This window comes from Aestuariivirga sp., from assembly GCF_965227715.1.
Lineage (GTDB): Bacteria > Pseudomonadota > Alphaproteobacteria > Rhizobiales > Aestuariivirgaceae > Aestuariivirga.
Window position 1 is genome coordinate 3,059,146 of the sequence record NZ_OZ245771.1, and the last position, 15,079, is coordinate 3,074,224.

Genomic DNA, 15,079 nt, shown 5'->3' on the forward strand with positions numbered 1-15,079 from the left:
AGCGGCAGGCTCCCGGCGTGACACCCTTCTCGATCTTCGCTCCGGCCAAGGTAAATCTGGCGCTGCATGTGCTGGGCCGGCGCGCGGATGGCTATCACGAGCTCGATTCGATCGTCACTTTCGCGGATGTGGGAGACTGGCTCACCTTCTCTGAAGCCGGCGCCTTTGCTGTAACCGCAACCGGCCCCTTTGCCGCCGCGCTGCCCTCATCGGCAGACAACATCATCGCCAAATCCTGGGCGGCCGCGCAGCAGATCGCCTCTCTGCGGGGCAAAGTGCTGCCACCCGTTTCCGTGGGGCTCGAGAAAAACCTTCCTGTCGCGTCGGGCATTGGCGGTGGGTCCGCCAATGCGGCGGCAGCGCTTAAGGGCTTTCTCCGCATTGCCGGCATTGAGGCGTTCGATCAGGAGGCCGCCGCTGCGGGCCTCGCCATCGGCGCCGATGTGCCGGTCTGCCTCATGGGGCGCTCTTGCCGCATGCAGGGCGTGGGTGAACGGATCGCACCGCTCGCAAACCATGCGCCTGTCTCTGCGATACTGGTCAATCCGCTGGTGGAAGTCTCAACGCCCGCCGTGTTCCGGGGCCTGGGGCTCGAAAAGGGCCAGGTGTTTCGTGAGTCGATTGCGGACGAGCAAAACATGTCCACATGGCGGAACGATCTCGCAGCGCCTGCAATTGCACTGGCGCCCGTCATCGGCGAGGTGCTGAACCGCCTCGCCGCCTCTCCCGGCATCACCCGCGCCTTCATGTCCGGCTCAGGCGCCACCTGCGTGGGGATCATGACGGAAGAGGCCGCGCTGCCCGACCTCGACCCCCGGTGGTGGGCGGCAAGGACAGTGCTGGGTTAGGGGTTGGCGGCAAATTTCTGAGTTCCCTTCTCCCACTGCAAAGCAATGGGAGAAGGGAAGAAATCCTATTGAAAGCCCGCTGCTTCTACAGCCTCAATAGGCCCTGGCCACGCAGAAATCGACGGCTTCGAGGAGTGCGTCCTTGAGCCCTGAGTCGGGGAAGATCGCCAGCGCATCACGGGCGATGTCGCCATAGTGGTTGGCACGGTCGATGGTGTCGGACAGGGCGCCGTGGCGTTCCATCAGCTTCTTCGCATAGATGAAATCATCAGCCGACTGATTGCCTTCCTCCAGCGTGCGTTTCCAGAAGTTCCGCTCTTCCGTGGCCCCGCGGCGATAGGCAAGGACCACGGGCAGCGTGATCTTGCGTTCGCGGAAATCATCGCCCACGCCCTTGCCGAGCTTTTCGGTCGAGCCCGAATAATCCAGCGCATCGTCGATCAGCTGGAAGGCGATCCCCAAATTTCGGCCATAGGATTCAAGGGCCGCCTGTTCGCTGTGTGGCCGGCCGGCAACGACGGCGCCCACTTCGGCTGCGGCCGAAAACAGTGCCGCCGTCTTGGCGACGATCACCTGCATGTAGGCGTCTTCCGTGGTGGAGGTATCCTGCGACACCGAAAGCTGCAGCACCTCACCTTCGGCGATGACGCAGGCGGCGTTGGACAGGATCCGCAGTGCTTCGAGGGAGGCCGTTTCCACCATCATCCGGAAGGCCTGGCCCAGCAGATAGTCGCCCACCAGCACGCTGGCCTGGTTGCCCCAGATCACGCGCGCCGCCTGCTTGCCGCGGCGCAGGTCGCTCTCATCCACCACGTCGTCATGAAGAAGCGTTGCCGTGTGCATGAACTCAACCGCGGTGGCGAGCTTCAAATGGTGTTCGCCCGCATAGCCGCACATGCGGGCAGCGGCGAGTGTCAGCATGGGGCGGATGCGCTTGCCGCCTGAATTGATCAGATGGCTGGCAATTTCCGGAATCAGTTCCACATGGCTGCGGGCGTGACTAAGAATTTGCTCATTCACCCGCTCCATGTCGAAGCTGGTGAGCTTGACGAGGGGCTCGATGCTGGCCCGCTTCTTGTTGCCCGCTCCGTCGAGCGGAATGACGACTCCCATGGAGACTGCTACCTTCGTAATTCAACTACAGCGGTGGTTAAAGCACAGCTGAGCCCTCAAGGCCAATATGGGCGTTTAGACCGGGCAGAACACCGCGCGGCTTGCCGCACCCGCCGTAACAGGCCAAGCTTCGGCGCATGGAAGAACTTCTGCGCAGCAATGATCCGGTCTATTTGTCCTTTGTGCGTCATGTGCTGGAAGAGGAGGGGATCGACTTCCTGCAGCTTGACGATCACATGAGCGCGCTCGAAGGATCGATCGGCGTGCTGCCGCGGCGCATCCTCGTCCCGCGGGATGATCTGGCCCGGGCGAAGAGCGTGCTTGGTAACGCAGTGCTAACCCAGAGATTGTAGCTCTCTCTCATGCAGACATCAGAACAGCCTCTGGCCCCCGCGGCACCCATTCCGCCCTCATTGACGGAGGACGGATTTCTCGGAAGCCGCCTGCGCCTGCTCCAGCCCGAGAAAGGCTTTCGCGCTGGCATTGACTCGGTGTTTTTGGCCGCCAGCGTGCCCTGCGGTGAGGGCGAGACGGTGTTCGAAGCAGGCGCGGGCAGCGGCGTGGCCGCGCTCTGCCTGTTGGCGCGGAACCCCACGGTGCATCTGACGGGCGTCGAAATCAGCCCGCGCTATGCCATGCTCTGCGAGGAGAACGCCAAGCGGAACGGCTTCCAGGATCACATCCGCGTGATCCGTGCCGATGCGCGTGATGCCCTGCGGAAGGATACGGCGAGCATGCCGCAACCCGGCAGCTTCCACCATGCCATGGCCAACCCGCCCTATTTCGAGGAGGGGAAATCGACACCCTCTCCGCACGCCCTCAAGGCACAGGCGCATGGCTTCGGTCCGGATGATCTGGAGCTCTGGGTCAAGCTTCTCCATGCCATGGTGGCCTCCCGCGGCAGCGTCACCATCATCCACCGGGCGGAAACCATGGGCCGCGTGATCCACGCCATGGAAAACCGCTTCGGTGACATCCGGGTCGCGCCGCTCTTTCCCCGGCGGGGGGCACCGGCGTCCCGCGTCATCGTGCAGGGCATCAAGGGGTCCAAGGCGCCGCTGCACTTGCTGCCGGGCATGGTGCTTCACGGGGAGGGCAACAGCTTCACGTCGGAGGCCGATGGTGTGCTGCGCTCAGGCGCCGCCTTCCACCTGCGCTGACGTCTTGCCGATGTCCTCAAGCGACCCTATCTGAGCAGCATGGGAACATCATCCTTCTTCACCAAATTCATTCCGCGGCGCTTCCGCAAGCCGGTGCCTGTCGTTCATCATGTGGTGCTGAATGGCGTGATCGGCATGGGCACGCCGCTGAAGCCCGCCCTCACGCTCAAATCGGTGAACAGCGTGCTGGAGCGCGCCTTCAAGCCCAAAGACCTGGCGGCGGTGGCCATCAGCGTCAACTCGCCCGGCGGCTCTCCCGTCCAGTCTGCCCTGATCCATTCCCGCATCCGGGAGCTCGCAGCGGAGCGGAATGTTCCCGTCATCGTGTTCTGCGAAGATGTGGCCGCCTCGGGCGGCTATTGGCTCGCCTGCGCGGGTGATGAGATCTATGCCGATGAAAGCTCCGTTATCGGCTCGATCGGTGTCATCTCTGCAGGGTTTGGCTTTGTGGAAGCGCTCCGCAAGCTGGGCGTCGAGCGCCGGGTGCACACCGCAGGCGAATCGAAATCGATGCTCGACCCCTTCAAGCCGGAGCGGCCGGAGGACGTGGCCCATCTCCTGAGCCTCCAGGCGGATGTGCATGAGGCGTTCAAACAGCTGGTCAGGAGCCGGCGCGGCGCCCGGCTGGCAGAGGCCGACGGCGAGATTTTCTCCGGCGCCTTCTGGTCCGGCCGCCAGGCGATGAAGCGCGGGCTGGTGGACGGGCTCGGCCACCTTCACCAGGTGCTGAAGCAGCGCTTCGGCGACAAGGTGGAGATCCGCAACATCACGCCGTCCCAGGGCTGGGGCCTCAAACGCCTCGGTTTTGGTACCCAACTCACTGATATTGCAGGAAATGCAGTAGACGCTCTCGAAACACGTGCAATGTGGTCCCGTTTCGGCCTATGATACGTATATCGAGGGTCATTTGGAGGATCCGATGGTTGTCTTGAAGGCCTTGTCACTGTTGATCGCGGCGTTTCTGTCGCTGATGGCATTTGGGCTGGTAATGCGCCAGATGCAGGCCGTGCGGGTCAAAGCCCAGTCACAGCCCGCCCGCCCCCAGCGGCTTCGCCGCTTGCGGCAGGATCCGCGCACCGGCGTCTATTACCCCGAGGCCTGAAAAGGCCCTGAGGCTTGACGCATCTTGCCCTGGCGCATAGGGTCCGCCGCGCTTTGCGAAGGCGGACCAGATGGCACTGAACCCTACCAAATCTTTCCAGGATCTGATCCTCACGCTCCACCAATATTGGGGTGAGAAGGGCTGCGTCATCCTGCAGCCCTATGACATGGAAGTGGGGGCCGGCACCTTCCATCCAGCGACGACGCTGCGGTCCGTGGGGCCGCGCCCCTGGGCTGCCGCCTATGTGCAGCCTTCGCGCCGCCCGAAGGACGGCCGCTATGGCGAAAATCCCAATAGGCTGCAGCATTATTACCAGTATCAGGTCATCATCAAGCCATCGCCGCCCAACCTGCAGGAGCTCTATCTGGGCTCGCTCGAAGCAATCGGCATCGACCGCTCTCTCCATGACATCCGCTTCGTCGAGGATGACTGGGAAAGCCCCACGCTGGGTGCCTGGGGGCTGGGCTGGGAGGTCTGGTGCGATGGCATGGAAGTTTCGCAATTCACCTATTTTCAGCAGGTTGGTGGCCTCGATTGTGCGCCGGTCTCGGGCGAGCTCACCTATGGGCTGGAGCGGCTCGCCATGTATGTGCAGGGCGTGGACAATGTCTATGACCTGAACTTCAACGGCCAGGAGGGGCAGAAGCGCATCTCCTATGGTGACGTGTTCCTGCAGGCCGAGCAGGAGTTTTCGCGCTATAATTTCGAGCATGCCAATACGGAGGTGCTGCTGCAGCACTTCATCGATGCCGAGGCCGAGTGCAAGGCGCTGCTCGCGGCTGGCGAAACGGATGGCCTGCACCGGCTGGCGCTTCCCGCCTATGACCAGTGCATCAAGGCGTCCCACACCTTCAACCTGCTCGATGCGCGGGGCGTCATTTCGGTCACGGAACGGCAGGCCTATATCCTGCGGGTGCGCGAACTTGCCAAGGGCTGCTGCGATGCCTGGAGCAAGACGGTGGGTGGCGGCGCAACCGCCTGACAATCTTTGGTTGACTTGAGGGCCTCCACCTGTTGACACTGTAACAGTGTCAATTACCGATCCCAGGAGCACCCCAATGGCCGATCCCGTCATCGCACAGAAATCCCCCGTTCCCGTCGAGGTGGAGGCCGGCAAGGATTACTGGTGGTGCGCCTGCGGCCAGTCCAAAAACCAGCCCTTCTGCGACGGCTCGCACAAGGGCACGGACTTCACCCCCGTCAAATGGACGGCAGAGGCCGCTGGCCGCAAGTTCTTCTGCGCCTGCAAGCACACGAAGAACCCCGTCTTCTGCGACGGCAGCCACAAGGCGCTGTGACGGCCAAAGGGGTGACAAGCCGGGGCGTGGCTGCTAATCGGCAGGCCCCGCGCGGAGTGCCCCATGCCTGAACTGCTGATCGAACTGTTTTCCGAAGAAATTCCCGCCCGCATGCAGCAGAAGGCGGCGGAAGATTTGCGCCAGATGGTGACGAACGCGCTGGTGGAGGCAGGCCTCACCTATGAAGGCGCCCAGGCCCATGGCGGCGCGCGCCGGCTCGTCCTCTCCGTCGAGGGCCTCGATGCCAAGGCGGCCGACGTGAACGAGGAGCGCAAGGGCCCGCGCGTTGATGCGCCCCAGCCGGCGATTGACGGCTTCCTCAAATCAACGGGCCTCACCCTGCCGCAGCTTAAAGTGCAGGATGACAAGAAGGGCCAGTTCTACATCGCCATGATCCGCAAGCCCGGCCGCGGCGCGCCGGAGATCATTGCCGAGGTGGTGCCGGACACGATCCGCAAATTCCCCTGGCCCAAATCCATGCGCTGGGGGTCTGGCACCTTGCGCTGGGTGCGCCCGCTCCATTCCATCATCTGCACCTTCGATGGCGAGGTCGTTCCCTTCGAGATCGAAGGGATCCGCAGCGGCAATGTCACGCGCGGCCACCGCTTCATGGGGTCCCAGCATATTGAGGTCCGCCGCTTCGAGGATTATGCCCAGAAGCTCGCCCGCGCATTCGTGATCGTCGATGCCGCAACGCGAGTCGAAACGATCCGCACGGAGGCGCGCAACCTCGCCTTCGCACAGGGGCTTGAGCTGATCGAGGATGAAGGGCTGCTGAAGGAAACCGCAGGCCTGGTCGAATGGCCCGTGGTGCTCATGGGCCAATTTGATGAAAGCTTCCTCGCCGTGCCGCCGGAAGTGATCGCCACCTCGATCAAGAACCACCAGAAATGCTTCGCGCTCCGCAACGCGGTAACGGGCAAGCTTGCCAACCGCTATCTGCTGGTGTCCAATCTGGTGGCCAAAGACGGCGGCAAGACCATCATCGCCGGCAACAACAAGGTGATCGCCGCCCGCCTGTCGGATGCCAAGTTCTTCTGGGACCAGGACCGCAAGGTCCGGCTCGAAGACTGGGCAAAGAAGCTCGATGCCATCACCTTCCATGCGAAGCTCGGAAACCAGGGTGAGCGGGTGCGCCACATCGCCAGCCTCGCCGGCGAGATTGCGCAGCTGATCAAGAGCGATCCCAAGAAGGCGGTGGATGCGGCGTTGCTGGCCAAGGCGGATCTCGTCACCGGCATGGTGGGCGAGTTCCCCGAATTGCAGGGCCTGATGGGCCGTTATTACGCGCTTGCCGAACATATTGAAGCAGAGGTCGCCGATGCGGTGCGCGATCACTACAAGCCGGTTGGCCCCAGCGATTCCATACCATCCTCACCTACCGGCCTTGCCCTCGCGCTCGCGGACAAGATCGACACGCTGGTCTGCTTCTTCGCCATTGCGGAGGAGCCGACGGGCTCCAAGGACCCTTACGCGTTGCGCCGCGCGGCACTGGGCGTCATCCGCCAGATTCTCGAAAGTGACCTGCGCCTCAATCTCGTCGATCTGCTGCAGGCGCAGTATGACCGCCGCAATGCGGGGCAGTTCGACCCCAGCCTGAGCCCCGGTGGTTTCCGGGCCAAGCCCGTGGCCAGCACCAATCTGCGGCTGTTCAATTTCTTCATCGAGCGGCTCAAGGTCTATCTGCGCGACAAGGGTGCGCGGCATGACCTCATCGACGCCGTGATCGCCCTCGGCCACCAGGATGACCTGGTGCTGATCGTCAACCGCGTCGAGGCACTGTCGCGCTTTCTTGAGACGGACGACGGCAAGAACCTGCTCTCGGGCGTCAAGCGCGCTTCCAACATTCTCCGTATCGAGGAGAAGAAGGACGGCCGCAGCTATGATGGCGATGTGAACATCTCGCAGCTCATCAAGGGCGAGGAGAAGGCGCTGCACACGGCCATCACCCAGGCCGTGGGCCAGGCCCGCCGCGCGCTCCGCGAGGAGGATTTCGAAGGCGCCATGGCGGCAATCGCCAGGCTGCGCGGGCCGGTTGATGCCTTCTTCGAGCATGTGACGGTGAACGACAAGGACGCCACCTTCCGCGAAAACCGCCTCCGCCTGCTGAACCACATCCGCGCCGCCACGGCGGAAGTGGCCGATTTCTCGAGGATCGAGGGGTAGCACCGCGCGCGGCCACTGCAGGATTTACGCACCCTCAGCTCCGTCACCCCAGCCTTCGCTGGCCTGTCGGCATCCGGAGATGGGCTAGCCGATCACCCTTTGCGCGAGGCCTGTATAGAGCGGGATGCCGATCAGGATGTTGAGCGGGAAGGTGATGCCGAGGCTGAGGCCGAAGTAGAGGGCGGGATTTGCTTCCGGCACCGCATAGCGCAGCACCGCAGGCACCACGATGTAGGAGGCGCTGGCGGAGAGCACCATCAGAAGGGCCGTATCAGCCACGGTGAGGCCTAAGAGCCATGACAGGCAGAGGGCGATTCCGGCGTGGAGCAGCGGCCCCGCAGCGGCATAGCCCAGCAGTGCGGGCGAGGCCTTGCGCGCCTCATGGAAGTTCCGCGCCACCATGAGGCCCATATCGAGAAGGAAGAAGGCGAGCATGCCCTTGAACAGATCCCCGGCAAAGGGCTGCATCATGCTCTTGCCCGCCTCGCCGCTTAAGAAACCAACGGCGAGTGAGCCCAGCAGCAGAAGATGCGCGCCATCCGTGAAGGACTCATGCAGGATCTTGCCAACCGATAGGGGAGCGGCGGCTGCACCCACGCTCCGCGCCGCGCCGGAAAGCACGGCTGTGCCCTCCCGCCGCCGGATGGCGTTTGCCAGCAGCACAGCCATGATGATGGCAGGCGATTCCATGAGGACCAGAGCCACGGCCATGTGCCCGCCAGGGGCTAGTCCTTGCGCATCCAGATACTGGCTGGCGGTAACGAAGGTAACGGCGCTGACCGAGCCATAGGCCGCCGCCACTGCTGCGGCATCAAAATGCGAGACGCGCGTCTTGAGGAAGGCGTAACCCAAGGCGGGAACCAGAAAGGCCATGGCGATGGCGGCGAGCAGGCTCAGCGCCACGCTGGCAGTCAGGCCCGTATGCGCCAGCGCAAAGCCGCCCTTCAGGCCCAGCGCCATCAGCAGATAGAGCGAGAGAAACTTGGCAATGGATTTGGGGATTTCCAGGTTCGAGCGCAGCGCGCCCGCCAAGACGCCGAAGACGAAGAACAAGATGGCCGGATCGAGCAGATTTTGCATGGCATGCCTCCTTCTGGGTGCCCGCTGATAGCCAGTCCGCCCTATCGATAAAAATTGATTTTAGATGCTCAATCTATAGAATTTTGTCTATGCACGTGACTTTCCGCCAGCTTCGACTGTTTCTTGCCCTCGCGGAGACGGGCAGTGTCAGCCGCGCCGCCGCTTCGATGCATGTGACGCAGCCAACGGCATCGGCCCAGCTGAAGGAGATCACGCTGTCCGTCGGCCTTCCGCTCTATGAGGTGATCGGCAAGCGCGTGCACTTGACCGATGCGGGGCGGGAGCTGGCGCTGGCGGCGCGCGCCATGACGGGCGAGTGGGACGCCTTCACCCAGCGCGTGGACCAGATGAAAGGCCTCTCCCGCGGGCATTTGCGGGTGGCGGCGGTGAGCACGGCCAAATATTTCATTCCGCGGCTGATCGGCAGTTTCTGCCGCGCCCACCCCGCAATCGAAGTTTCGCTCGAAGTGCTGAACCGGGATGGCGTGCTGGCCCGGCTGAAGGAGAACCGGGACGATATCTACGTGATGTCGATGCCGCCCGAAGGGATGGACCTTGAGGATGACGTGTTCATGGAAAACCCGCTCGTCGTCATCGCAGCGCGCGGCGCGAAATTCGGCGCGAGGCTGGCGCTGGCCGATCTCAAAGGTCAGCGCTTCATCCTGCGCGAGACGGGCTCCGGCACACGCATGGCGACGGACCGGCATTTCGCGCGGCGGCGCTTCAAGCCCGATATCCGCCTGGCGCTCGGCAGCAATGAGGCGATCAAGGAGGCGGTTGCGGGCGGGCTTGGCATCGGCGTCATCTCGCGCCATGCGCTGCAGGGCGGAAAGGACATCAAGGTGCTGGCGGTTGAGGGCTTTCCCATCTCGTCCCGCTGGCATGTGGTGCACCCCAGGGCAAAGCAGCTTTCCCCCATCGCCGCGGCCTTCAGGGCCCATCTGCTGGCGCGCGCCGGACACCCTTGACGCGGCCCCATGCGCCTGCCGCGCCCCAGACCATCCCCCGTGCGCTTTTGACCTTGAGGCTCTGCACGTCTAGGGAGAGAGGATGACCGTGTCCTCCGCCTATACGCCCGACAGCCGCTATGCCTGGTTCAGGCTTTCGATCTCGCTTCTGCTGGCTGTGGTGGGCGGCATCGGGCTGTGGCTTGCCGTCGTCGTGCTGCCCACGATCCAGGCGGAGTTCGGGGTGGACCGCGCGGGCGCATCGCTGCCCTATACCGCCACCTTCATCGGCTTTGCCTTCGGCGGCTTCGTGATGGGCCGCGTGGCGGACCGTTTCGGCATCATCGTGCCGGTGTCGATTGCAGCCGTGTCCCTGTGCCTGGGCTTCTTCCTGGCGGCGCTGTCGCAAAGCTACTGGCAGTTCGTGGCGGCGCAAGCGGTGTTCATCGGCTTTCTCGGCAGTGCGGCAACCTTTGGGCCCCTGGTGGCGGATGCCTCGCAATGGTTCCTGAAGCGGCGCGGCATTGCAATTGCCATCGTGGCGTCGGGCAATTACATCGCAGGCACCATCTGGCCGCCCTTCATGCAGGCCTCGATCGAGCGCTATGGCTGGCGCGCCACCTATATGGCAATCGGCGTTCTCTGCATCGTCATCATGCTGCCGCTCGCGCAATTCCTGCGGAAGCGCCCGCATTTCCATGATACGGCAAGCCCCGCCAGCCGGGCGGCCGGCCATCGCGGCCTCTTGCCCAGCCACCCGCTGCTGTTCCCCGCCCTGGTGCTGGCAGGGCTCGCCTGCTGTGTGGCCATGTCCATGCCGCAGGTTCACATCGTCGCCTATTGCTCCGACCTGGGCTATGGCCCGGCGCGCGGCGCGGAAATGTTGTCTCTCATGCTGGGCTTCGGCGTCGTCAGCCGTCTGGCCTCGGGCCTGATTGCGGACAAGATCGGCGGCCTCCCCACGCTCATTGCCGGGTCCTTCCTGCAGATGCTGGCGCTGCTGGCCTATATTCCATTCGATGGACTGGCCTCGCTCTATATCGTCTCGGCCATTTTTGGCCTGTCGCAAGGCGGGATCGTACCGAGCTATGCGCTGATCATCCGGGATCATTTCCCCGCGCGGGAGGCAGGCGCGCGCATCAGCACCGTGCTCACGGCCACCGTGTTCGGCATGGCGCTGGGCGGGTGGATGTCCGGCGTCATCTATGATTGGACCGGGTCCTACACCGCGGCCTTCATCAATGGCGTGGGCTGGAACGTCCTGAACCTGTCCATCGCGCTGTGGATTCTCTATGTCCGCCGCCCCAGCATGCCGCTCACGGCCGCGACGGCCTGACAGGGGCTGGAACCCGCGCGGGAATTTCCCGTTGCCGGTGGGGCAGGGCTGGATGACGCAGCTGCGATATTGCATTGCACGCAAGCCTCTGCTGTGGTTTTCTCTGTACGGGCCGCCGCCCGCTACACGCCAGAACGATAACGCGACCAATGGGAAACTCTGACATGGCGGCTTCAGCGCAAAAATTCGTCTATGCCTTTGGCGGCGGCTCTGCGGAGGGCCGGGCAGACATGAAGGCGCTCCTCGGCGGCAAGGGGGCGAACCTCGCTGAAATGGCCAATCTCGGCCTTCCGGTTCCGCCGGGCTTCACCATTTCGACCGAGGTCTGCACCGCCTATTACGCGAATGAGAAGAACTATCCCGAAGGCCTCGACGCGCAGATGAGCGAGGCCCTGCGCCAGGTGGAAACCGTCGCCGGTGCGCGCTTCGGCGAAGCCTCCAACCCGCTTCTGGTATCCGTGCGCTCAGGCGCGCGCGCCTCCATGCCGGGCATGATGGATACGGTGCTGAACCTCGGCCTCAACGACCAGACGGTCGAGGGCCTGGCCCAGCGCTCGGGCGACAGGCGGTTTGCCTTCGACAGCTACCGCCGCTTCATATCGATGTATTCAGATGTCGTGCTGGGCGTGGATCATGCCGACTTCGAGGATATTCTGGGCGGCTTCAAGGATGAGCGGAGCTATGCGCTCGACACCGACATTACCGCGGAAGAATGGCAGGGCCTGATCGCGCGCTACAAGGCACTCGTCGAGAATGAAACGGGTGATGCCTTCCCGCAGGATCCGCATGAACAGCTGTGGGGCGCCATCAGCGCTGTTTTCAAATCCTGGAATGGCGCGCGCGCCATCACCTACCGGAAGCTCAACAGCATTCCGGAAGATTGGGGCACGGCCGTCAATGTGCAGGCCATGGTATTCGGAAACATGGGTGACACATCTGCCACGGGCGTTGCCTTCACCCGCAATCCATCAACCGGCATCAAGGAGCTTTATGGCGAGTTTCTGGTGAACGCCCAGGGCGAGGACGTGGTCGCCGGCATCCGCACGCCGCAGAACATCACCGAGCGCGCACGGATCGAGGCGGCTTCCGATGCCCCCTCGCTCGAAGCGCTGATGCCCGAGACCTTTGCCGAGCTCAGCCGGACCTTCGACCTGCTGGAGCGCCACTACCGGGACATGCAAGACATGGAATTCACCATCCAGGAAGGGAAGCTCTGGATGCTGCAAACCCGCATCGGAAAGCGCACGGCCAAGGCCGCCTTGCGGATCGCGGTCGACATGGCGGCGGAAGGCCTGATCGGCCGGGAAGAAGCGGTGCTGCGCATCGATCCGGCTTCGCTCGACCAGCTGCTGCACCCGACGCTGGACCCGGAGGCCAAACGCGAGGTGATCGCCACGGGGCTTCCCGCATCACCCGGTGCCGCATCGGGTGAAATCGTGTTCGATGCCGATGAGGCCGAACGGTTGAAGGCACTGAACCGCCGCGTGATTCTGGTGCGGATCGAGACGAGCCCAGAAGACATTCACGGCATGCATGCCGCAGAAGGAATCCTGACGACGCGCGGCGGCATGACGTCTCATGCAGCGGTGGTGGCGCGCGGCATGGGTAAGCCCTGCGTGTCCGGTGCTGGTTCGCTCCGCATCGATTATCAGGCGGGCACGCTATCCGTCATGGGGGTGTTGCTGAAAAAGGGCGAGACGATCACCATTGATGGCTCTTCGGGCCAGGTGATGAGGGGGGAGGTTGCCACCATCAAGCCGGAGCTCTCCGGCGATTTCGCCTTGCTGATGACCTGGGCGGACAGCTTCCGCCGCATGGGGGTGAGGGCCAATGCCGAAACCCCGCTCGATGCCCGCACCGCGCGGGAATTCGGCGCGGAGGGGATCGGCCTTTGCCGCACCGAGCACATGTTTTTCGATTCCGAGCGCATCGTTGCAGTGCGCGAGATGATCATTGCCGACAAGCTGGATGCGCGGCGGGCGGCCTTGGCAAAACTCTTGCCGATGCAGCGAAATGACTTCATCGCGCTGTTCGAGATCATGGCAGGGCTCCCGGTGACGATCCGTCTCCTCGATCCCCCCTTGCATGAATTCCTGCCCCAGGCCGACCATGAGATCGAGGAGGTGGCAGAACAGATGAATGCCAATCCCGATACGCTCCGCGCGCGCATCGCCGAGCTCAAGGAATTCAATCCCATGCTCGGCCACCGCGGCGTGCGGCTGCTGATCTCCTACCCCGAGATTGCGGAAATGCAAGCCCGTGCCATTTTCGAGGCGGCAACGGAAGTGGCGCGCCGCACCGGCCAGGCGCCCATCCCGGAAGTGATGGTGCCGCTGGTGGCCTCGCGCGCCGAATTCGACGTCGTGAAAGAGCGCGTCCTGGCAATCGCAAGCCAGGTGGCTGAGGAGACGGGACTGGTCATCGACTATTCGGTCGGCACCATGATCGAGCTGCCGCGGGCTGCACTCCGGGCAGCCGAGATTGCCGAATCGGCGGATTTCTTCTCCTTCGGCACCAATGATCTGACGCAAACCACCTTTGGCATCAGCCGCGACGATGCAGCCCGCTTCATCGGGGAATATACCTCCAAGGGCGTGTTCAAGATGGATCCCTTCATTTCACTGGATATCGAAGGGGTGGGAGAGCTTGTCCGGATCGGCACGGAGCGCGGGCGGCAGACGAAACCTGGCCTGAAAACAGGCATTTGCGGCGAACACGGGGGCGATCCGGCCTCGATTGCCTTCTGCGAAACAGTCAATCTTGACTATGTGTCATGTTCTCCCTTTAGGGTGCCCATCGCCAGGCTGGCTGCAGCGCAGGCAAGTCTTTCTAAAATTTGAACAATTCGAAATGTGGCACAGCGTTAACCACGCCTTCACCCTGCCCTGATTCCGGCTGAAAAATGGCCCTTGCGGGTTGCCCGCATGGTTAACCTATGTTAAACGAGCCTCTCGTAGACTACCGCAAATTAACAGCGCCGTAATATTTACGGGCACGGTGTGTCGAGGGGAAGTGAAGAGAAAACCGCGCAGAGCAGGGCCCGCGAAGGCCTGGGAGTTCGAGGACTATAGCGAGCGCAAGGGGCGTAGCCTTCTTGCCGAGTATGGTCCGATGGTGGTGGGCGGCGTGTTGCTCGTCTTGGCTTTCGCATTTGCGGGCCATTACATGGGTCAAAACGCCGTTGCCCATAACGCCGAACCGGATGATGTGCTGGAGAGCTTCTCGGGCCCGTCCTCCAATATTCTCGCCAAGGGCTCTCTCGTCGCGGATGCGACCAGCCTCGAAACCGTGAACAAGACGTCCTTCAGTTCCCAGGTTGCCTATGACGCGCAAACGGTTATCACCGGCGGCAAGGGCGATCTCGTCATGCAGAAGCAGGCCCCGGCTCAGCAGAAGATCCGCATCGTTCCGGCCTCCGTCGATCTCACCGGAGAAAGCGATCAGGTCCGCGCGCGCGTGGTTCTGGCACCGTCGCCCACCCAGATCGAACAGGTCATCAAGCTGAAGCGCAGCGCTTCGGTCAAGAAGGTCAAGGACAAGGACACCCAGAAGGCGATTGCCATGCGCCGGGTGCAGCTCGCCGAGGAAAACTGCCTTGCCCGCGCCGTCTATTTCGAAGCGCGCTCCGAGTCGGAGCTGGGCCAGCTGGCCGTGGCCAAGGTCATTCTCAACCGGGTCAAGAACCCGGAATATCCCAAGAGCATTTGCGGCGTCGTTTATCAGGGTTCGGGCCGGCGCAATTCCTGCCAGTTCTCCTTTGCCTGTGACGGGCTGCCGGATGATGTGAAGAGTGCGGCCGCCTGGGCCAACGCCAAGCGCATCGCCCAGAAGGCCATAGGCGGCGACGCCAAGGTTGCCGCTGTGGGCTCCGCCACCAATTACCACGCCGATTATGTTCGCCCCGCCTGGGCCAAGAGCATGAAGCGGCTCATCAAGATCGGCCATCACGTCTTCTACGAAGATTCGTGACGGCGGCGCATGGCAGTGTTTCAAAGGGCGCCCCATGGGCGCCCTTTCTGTTTTAGCCCC

At 63.1% G+C, this 15,079-nt stretch carries 14 protein-coding genes; 12 read left to right on the forward strand and 2 right to left on the reverse strand.

Translation table 11 applies throughout. From position 1 onward, the window contains the following. The first annotated feature begins 17 nt into the window (after positions 1-17). On the forward strand, positions 18-848 hold the full coding sequence (locus ACO06F_RS14505) for a 4-(cytidine 5'-diphospho)-2-C-methyl-D-erythritol kinase (RefSeq protein ID WP_421693457.1): 831 nt from the start codon (positions 18-20) through the stop codon (positions 846-848). Between the two features lie 93 nt (positions 849-941). Here the strand turns inward: ACO06F_RS14505 and ACO06F_RS14510 are convergent, their stop codons facing one another. Further along, complete coding sequence (locus ACO06F_RS14510) at positions 942-1,961, reverse strand: polyprenyl synthetase family protein (RefSeq protein ID WP_421693458.1); 1,020 nt, start codon at positions 1,959-1,961, stop codon at positions 942-944. A gap of 137 nt (positions 1,962-2,098) precedes the next feature. Between ACO06F_RS14510 and ACO06F_RS14515 the strand changes: the two genes are divergently transcribed. From ACO06F_RS14515 to glyS, 7 genes are all read left to right on the forward strand, one after another. Further along, on the forward strand, positions 2,099-2,314 hold the full coding sequence (locus ACO06F_RS14515) for a DUF2007 domain-containing protein (RefSeq protein WP_421693459.1): 216 nt from the start codon (positions 2,099-2,101) through the stop codon (positions 2,312-2,314). A gap of 9 nt (positions 2,315-2,323) precedes the next feature. Continuing rightward, positions 2,324-3,121, forward strand: a complete 798-nt coding sequence (locus tag ACO06F_RS14520) for a tRNA1(Val) (adenine(37)-N6)-methyltransferase (protein WP_421693460.1) — start codon at positions 2,324-2,326, stop codon at positions 3,119-3,121. 39 nt (positions 3,122-3,160) lie between these two features. Beyond that, entirely contained in the window at positions 3,161-4,009 is an 849-nt protein-coding gene (locus ACO06F_RS14525) for a S49 family peptidase (protein ID WP_421693461.1), read from the forward strand. Between the two features lie 31 nt (positions 4,010-4,040). Further along, positions 4,041-4,223 carry a hypothetical protein gene (locus ACO06F_RS14530; RefSeq protein WP_421693462.1) on the forward strand — a complete coding sequence of 61 codons (183 nt, stop codon included), beginning with the start codon at positions 4,041-4,043 and terminating at the stop codon, positions 4,221-4,223. 76 nt (positions 4,224-4,299) lie between these two features. Continuing rightward, a complete protein-coding gene (locus ACO06F_RS14535) occupies positions 4,300-5,205 on the forward strand; it encodes a glycine--tRNA ligase subunit alpha (RefSeq protein ID WP_421696691.1) in 906 nt (301 codons plus the stop codon). 76 nt (positions 5,206-5,281) lie between these two features. Then, the gene (locus ACO06F_RS14540; protein WP_421693463.1) at positions 5,282-5,521 is read left to right on the forward strand and encodes a CDGSH iron-sulfur domain-containing protein; all 240 of its coding nucleotides are present in this window, start codon (positions 5,282-5,284) and stop codon (positions 5,519-5,521) included. 63 nt (positions 5,522-5,584) lie between these two features. Further along, positions 5,585-7,687 carry a glycine--tRNA ligase subunit beta gene (gene glyS, locus ACO06F_RS14545; protein WP_421693464.1) on the forward strand — a complete coding sequence of 701 codons (2,103 nt, stop codon included), beginning with the start codon at positions 5,585-5,587 and terminating at the stop codon, positions 7,685-7,687. An 84-nt stretch (positions 7,688-7,771) separates the two neighbouring features. Here glyS and ACO06F_RS14550 read toward each other — a convergent pair whose 3' ends face one another. Continuing rightward, on the reverse strand, positions 7,772-8,767 hold the full coding sequence (locus ACO06F_RS14550; protein WP_421693465.1) for a sodium-dependent bicarbonate transport family permease: 996 nt from the start codon (positions 8,765-8,767) through the stop codon (positions 7,772-7,774). An 89-nt stretch (positions 8,768-8,856) separates the two neighbouring features. Between ACO06F_RS14550 and ACO06F_RS14555 the strand changes: the two genes are divergently transcribed. The 4 genes from ACO06F_RS14555 (at position 8,857) to ACO06F_RS14570 (ending at position 15,019) form a co-directional block, all read left to right on the forward strand. Continuing rightward, on the forward strand, positions 8,857-9,735 hold the full coding sequence (locus tag ACO06F_RS14555; protein ID WP_421693466.1) for a LysR family transcriptional regulator: 879 nt from the start codon (positions 8,857-8,859) through the stop codon (positions 9,733-9,735). An 82-nt stretch (positions 9,736-9,817) separates the two neighbouring features. Further along, positions 9,818-11,050 (forward strand): MFS transporter, encoded by a 1,233-nt coding sequence (locus ACO06F_RS14560; protein ID WP_421693467.1) that lies wholly within the window; start codon positions 9,818-9,820, stop codon positions 11,048-11,050. A gap of 149 nt (positions 11,051-11,199) precedes the next feature. Further along, a complete protein-coding gene (ppdK, locus tag ACO06F_RS14565) occupies positions 11,200-13,890 on the forward strand; it encodes a pyruvate, phosphate dikinase (RefSeq protein WP_421693468.1) in 2,691 nt (896 codons plus the stop codon). Positions 13,891-14,062: 172 nt separating this feature from the next. Continuing rightward, complete coding sequence (locus ACO06F_RS14570) at positions 14,063-15,019, forward strand: cell wall hydrolase (RefSeq protein ID WP_421693469.1); 957 nt, start codon at positions 14,063-14,065, stop codon at positions 15,017-15,019. Positions 15,020-15,079 lie beyond the last annotated feature (60 nt).

Bases quoted from the DNA above. Each gene is read 5' to 3' on its own strand.
- ACO06F_RS14510 (WP_421693458.1), bottom strand. From the start codon at position 1,961: ATGGGAGTCGTCATTCCGCTCGACGGAGCGGGCAACAAGAAGCGGGCC.
- ACO06F_RS14515 (WP_421693459.1), top strand. From the start codon at position 2,099: ATGGAAGAACTTCTGCGCAGCAATGATCCGGTCTATTTGTCCTTTGTG.
- ACO06F_RS14520 (WP_421693460.1), top strand. From the start codon at position 2,324: ATGCAGACATCAGAACAGCCTCTGGCCCCCGCGGCACCCATTCCGCCC.
- ACO06F_RS14525 (WP_421693461.1), top strand. From the start codon at position 3,161: ATGGGAACATCATCCTTCTTCACCAAATTCATTCCGCGGCGCTTCCGC.
- ACO06F_RS14530 (WP_421693462.1), top strand. From the start codon at position 4,041: ATGGTTGTCTTGAAGGCCTTGTCACTGTTGATCGCGGCGTTTCTGTCG.
- ACO06F_RS14540 (WP_421693463.1), top strand. From the start codon at position 5,282: ATGGCCGATCCCGTCATCGCACAGAAATCCCCCGTTCCCGTCGAGGTG.
- glyS (WP_421693464.1), top strand. From the start codon at position 5,585: ATGCCTGAACTGCTGATCGAACTGTTTTCCGAAGAAATTCCCGCCCGC.
- ACO06F_RS14550 (WP_421693465.1), bottom strand. From the start codon at position 8,767: ATGCAAAATCTGCTCGATCCGGCCATCTTGTTCTTCGTCTTCGGCGTC.
- ACO06F_RS14555 (WP_421693466.1), top strand. From the start codon at position 8,857: ATGCACGTGACTTTCCGCCAGCTTCGACTGTTTCTTGCCCTCGCGGAG.
- ACO06F_RS14560 (WP_421693467.1), top strand. From the start codon at position 9,818: ATGACCGTGTCCTCCGCCTATACGCCCGACAGCCGCTATGCCTGGTTC.
- ppdK (WP_421693468.1), top strand. From the start codon at position 11,200: ATGGGAAACTCTGACATGGCGGCTTCAGCGCAAAAATTCGTCTATGCC.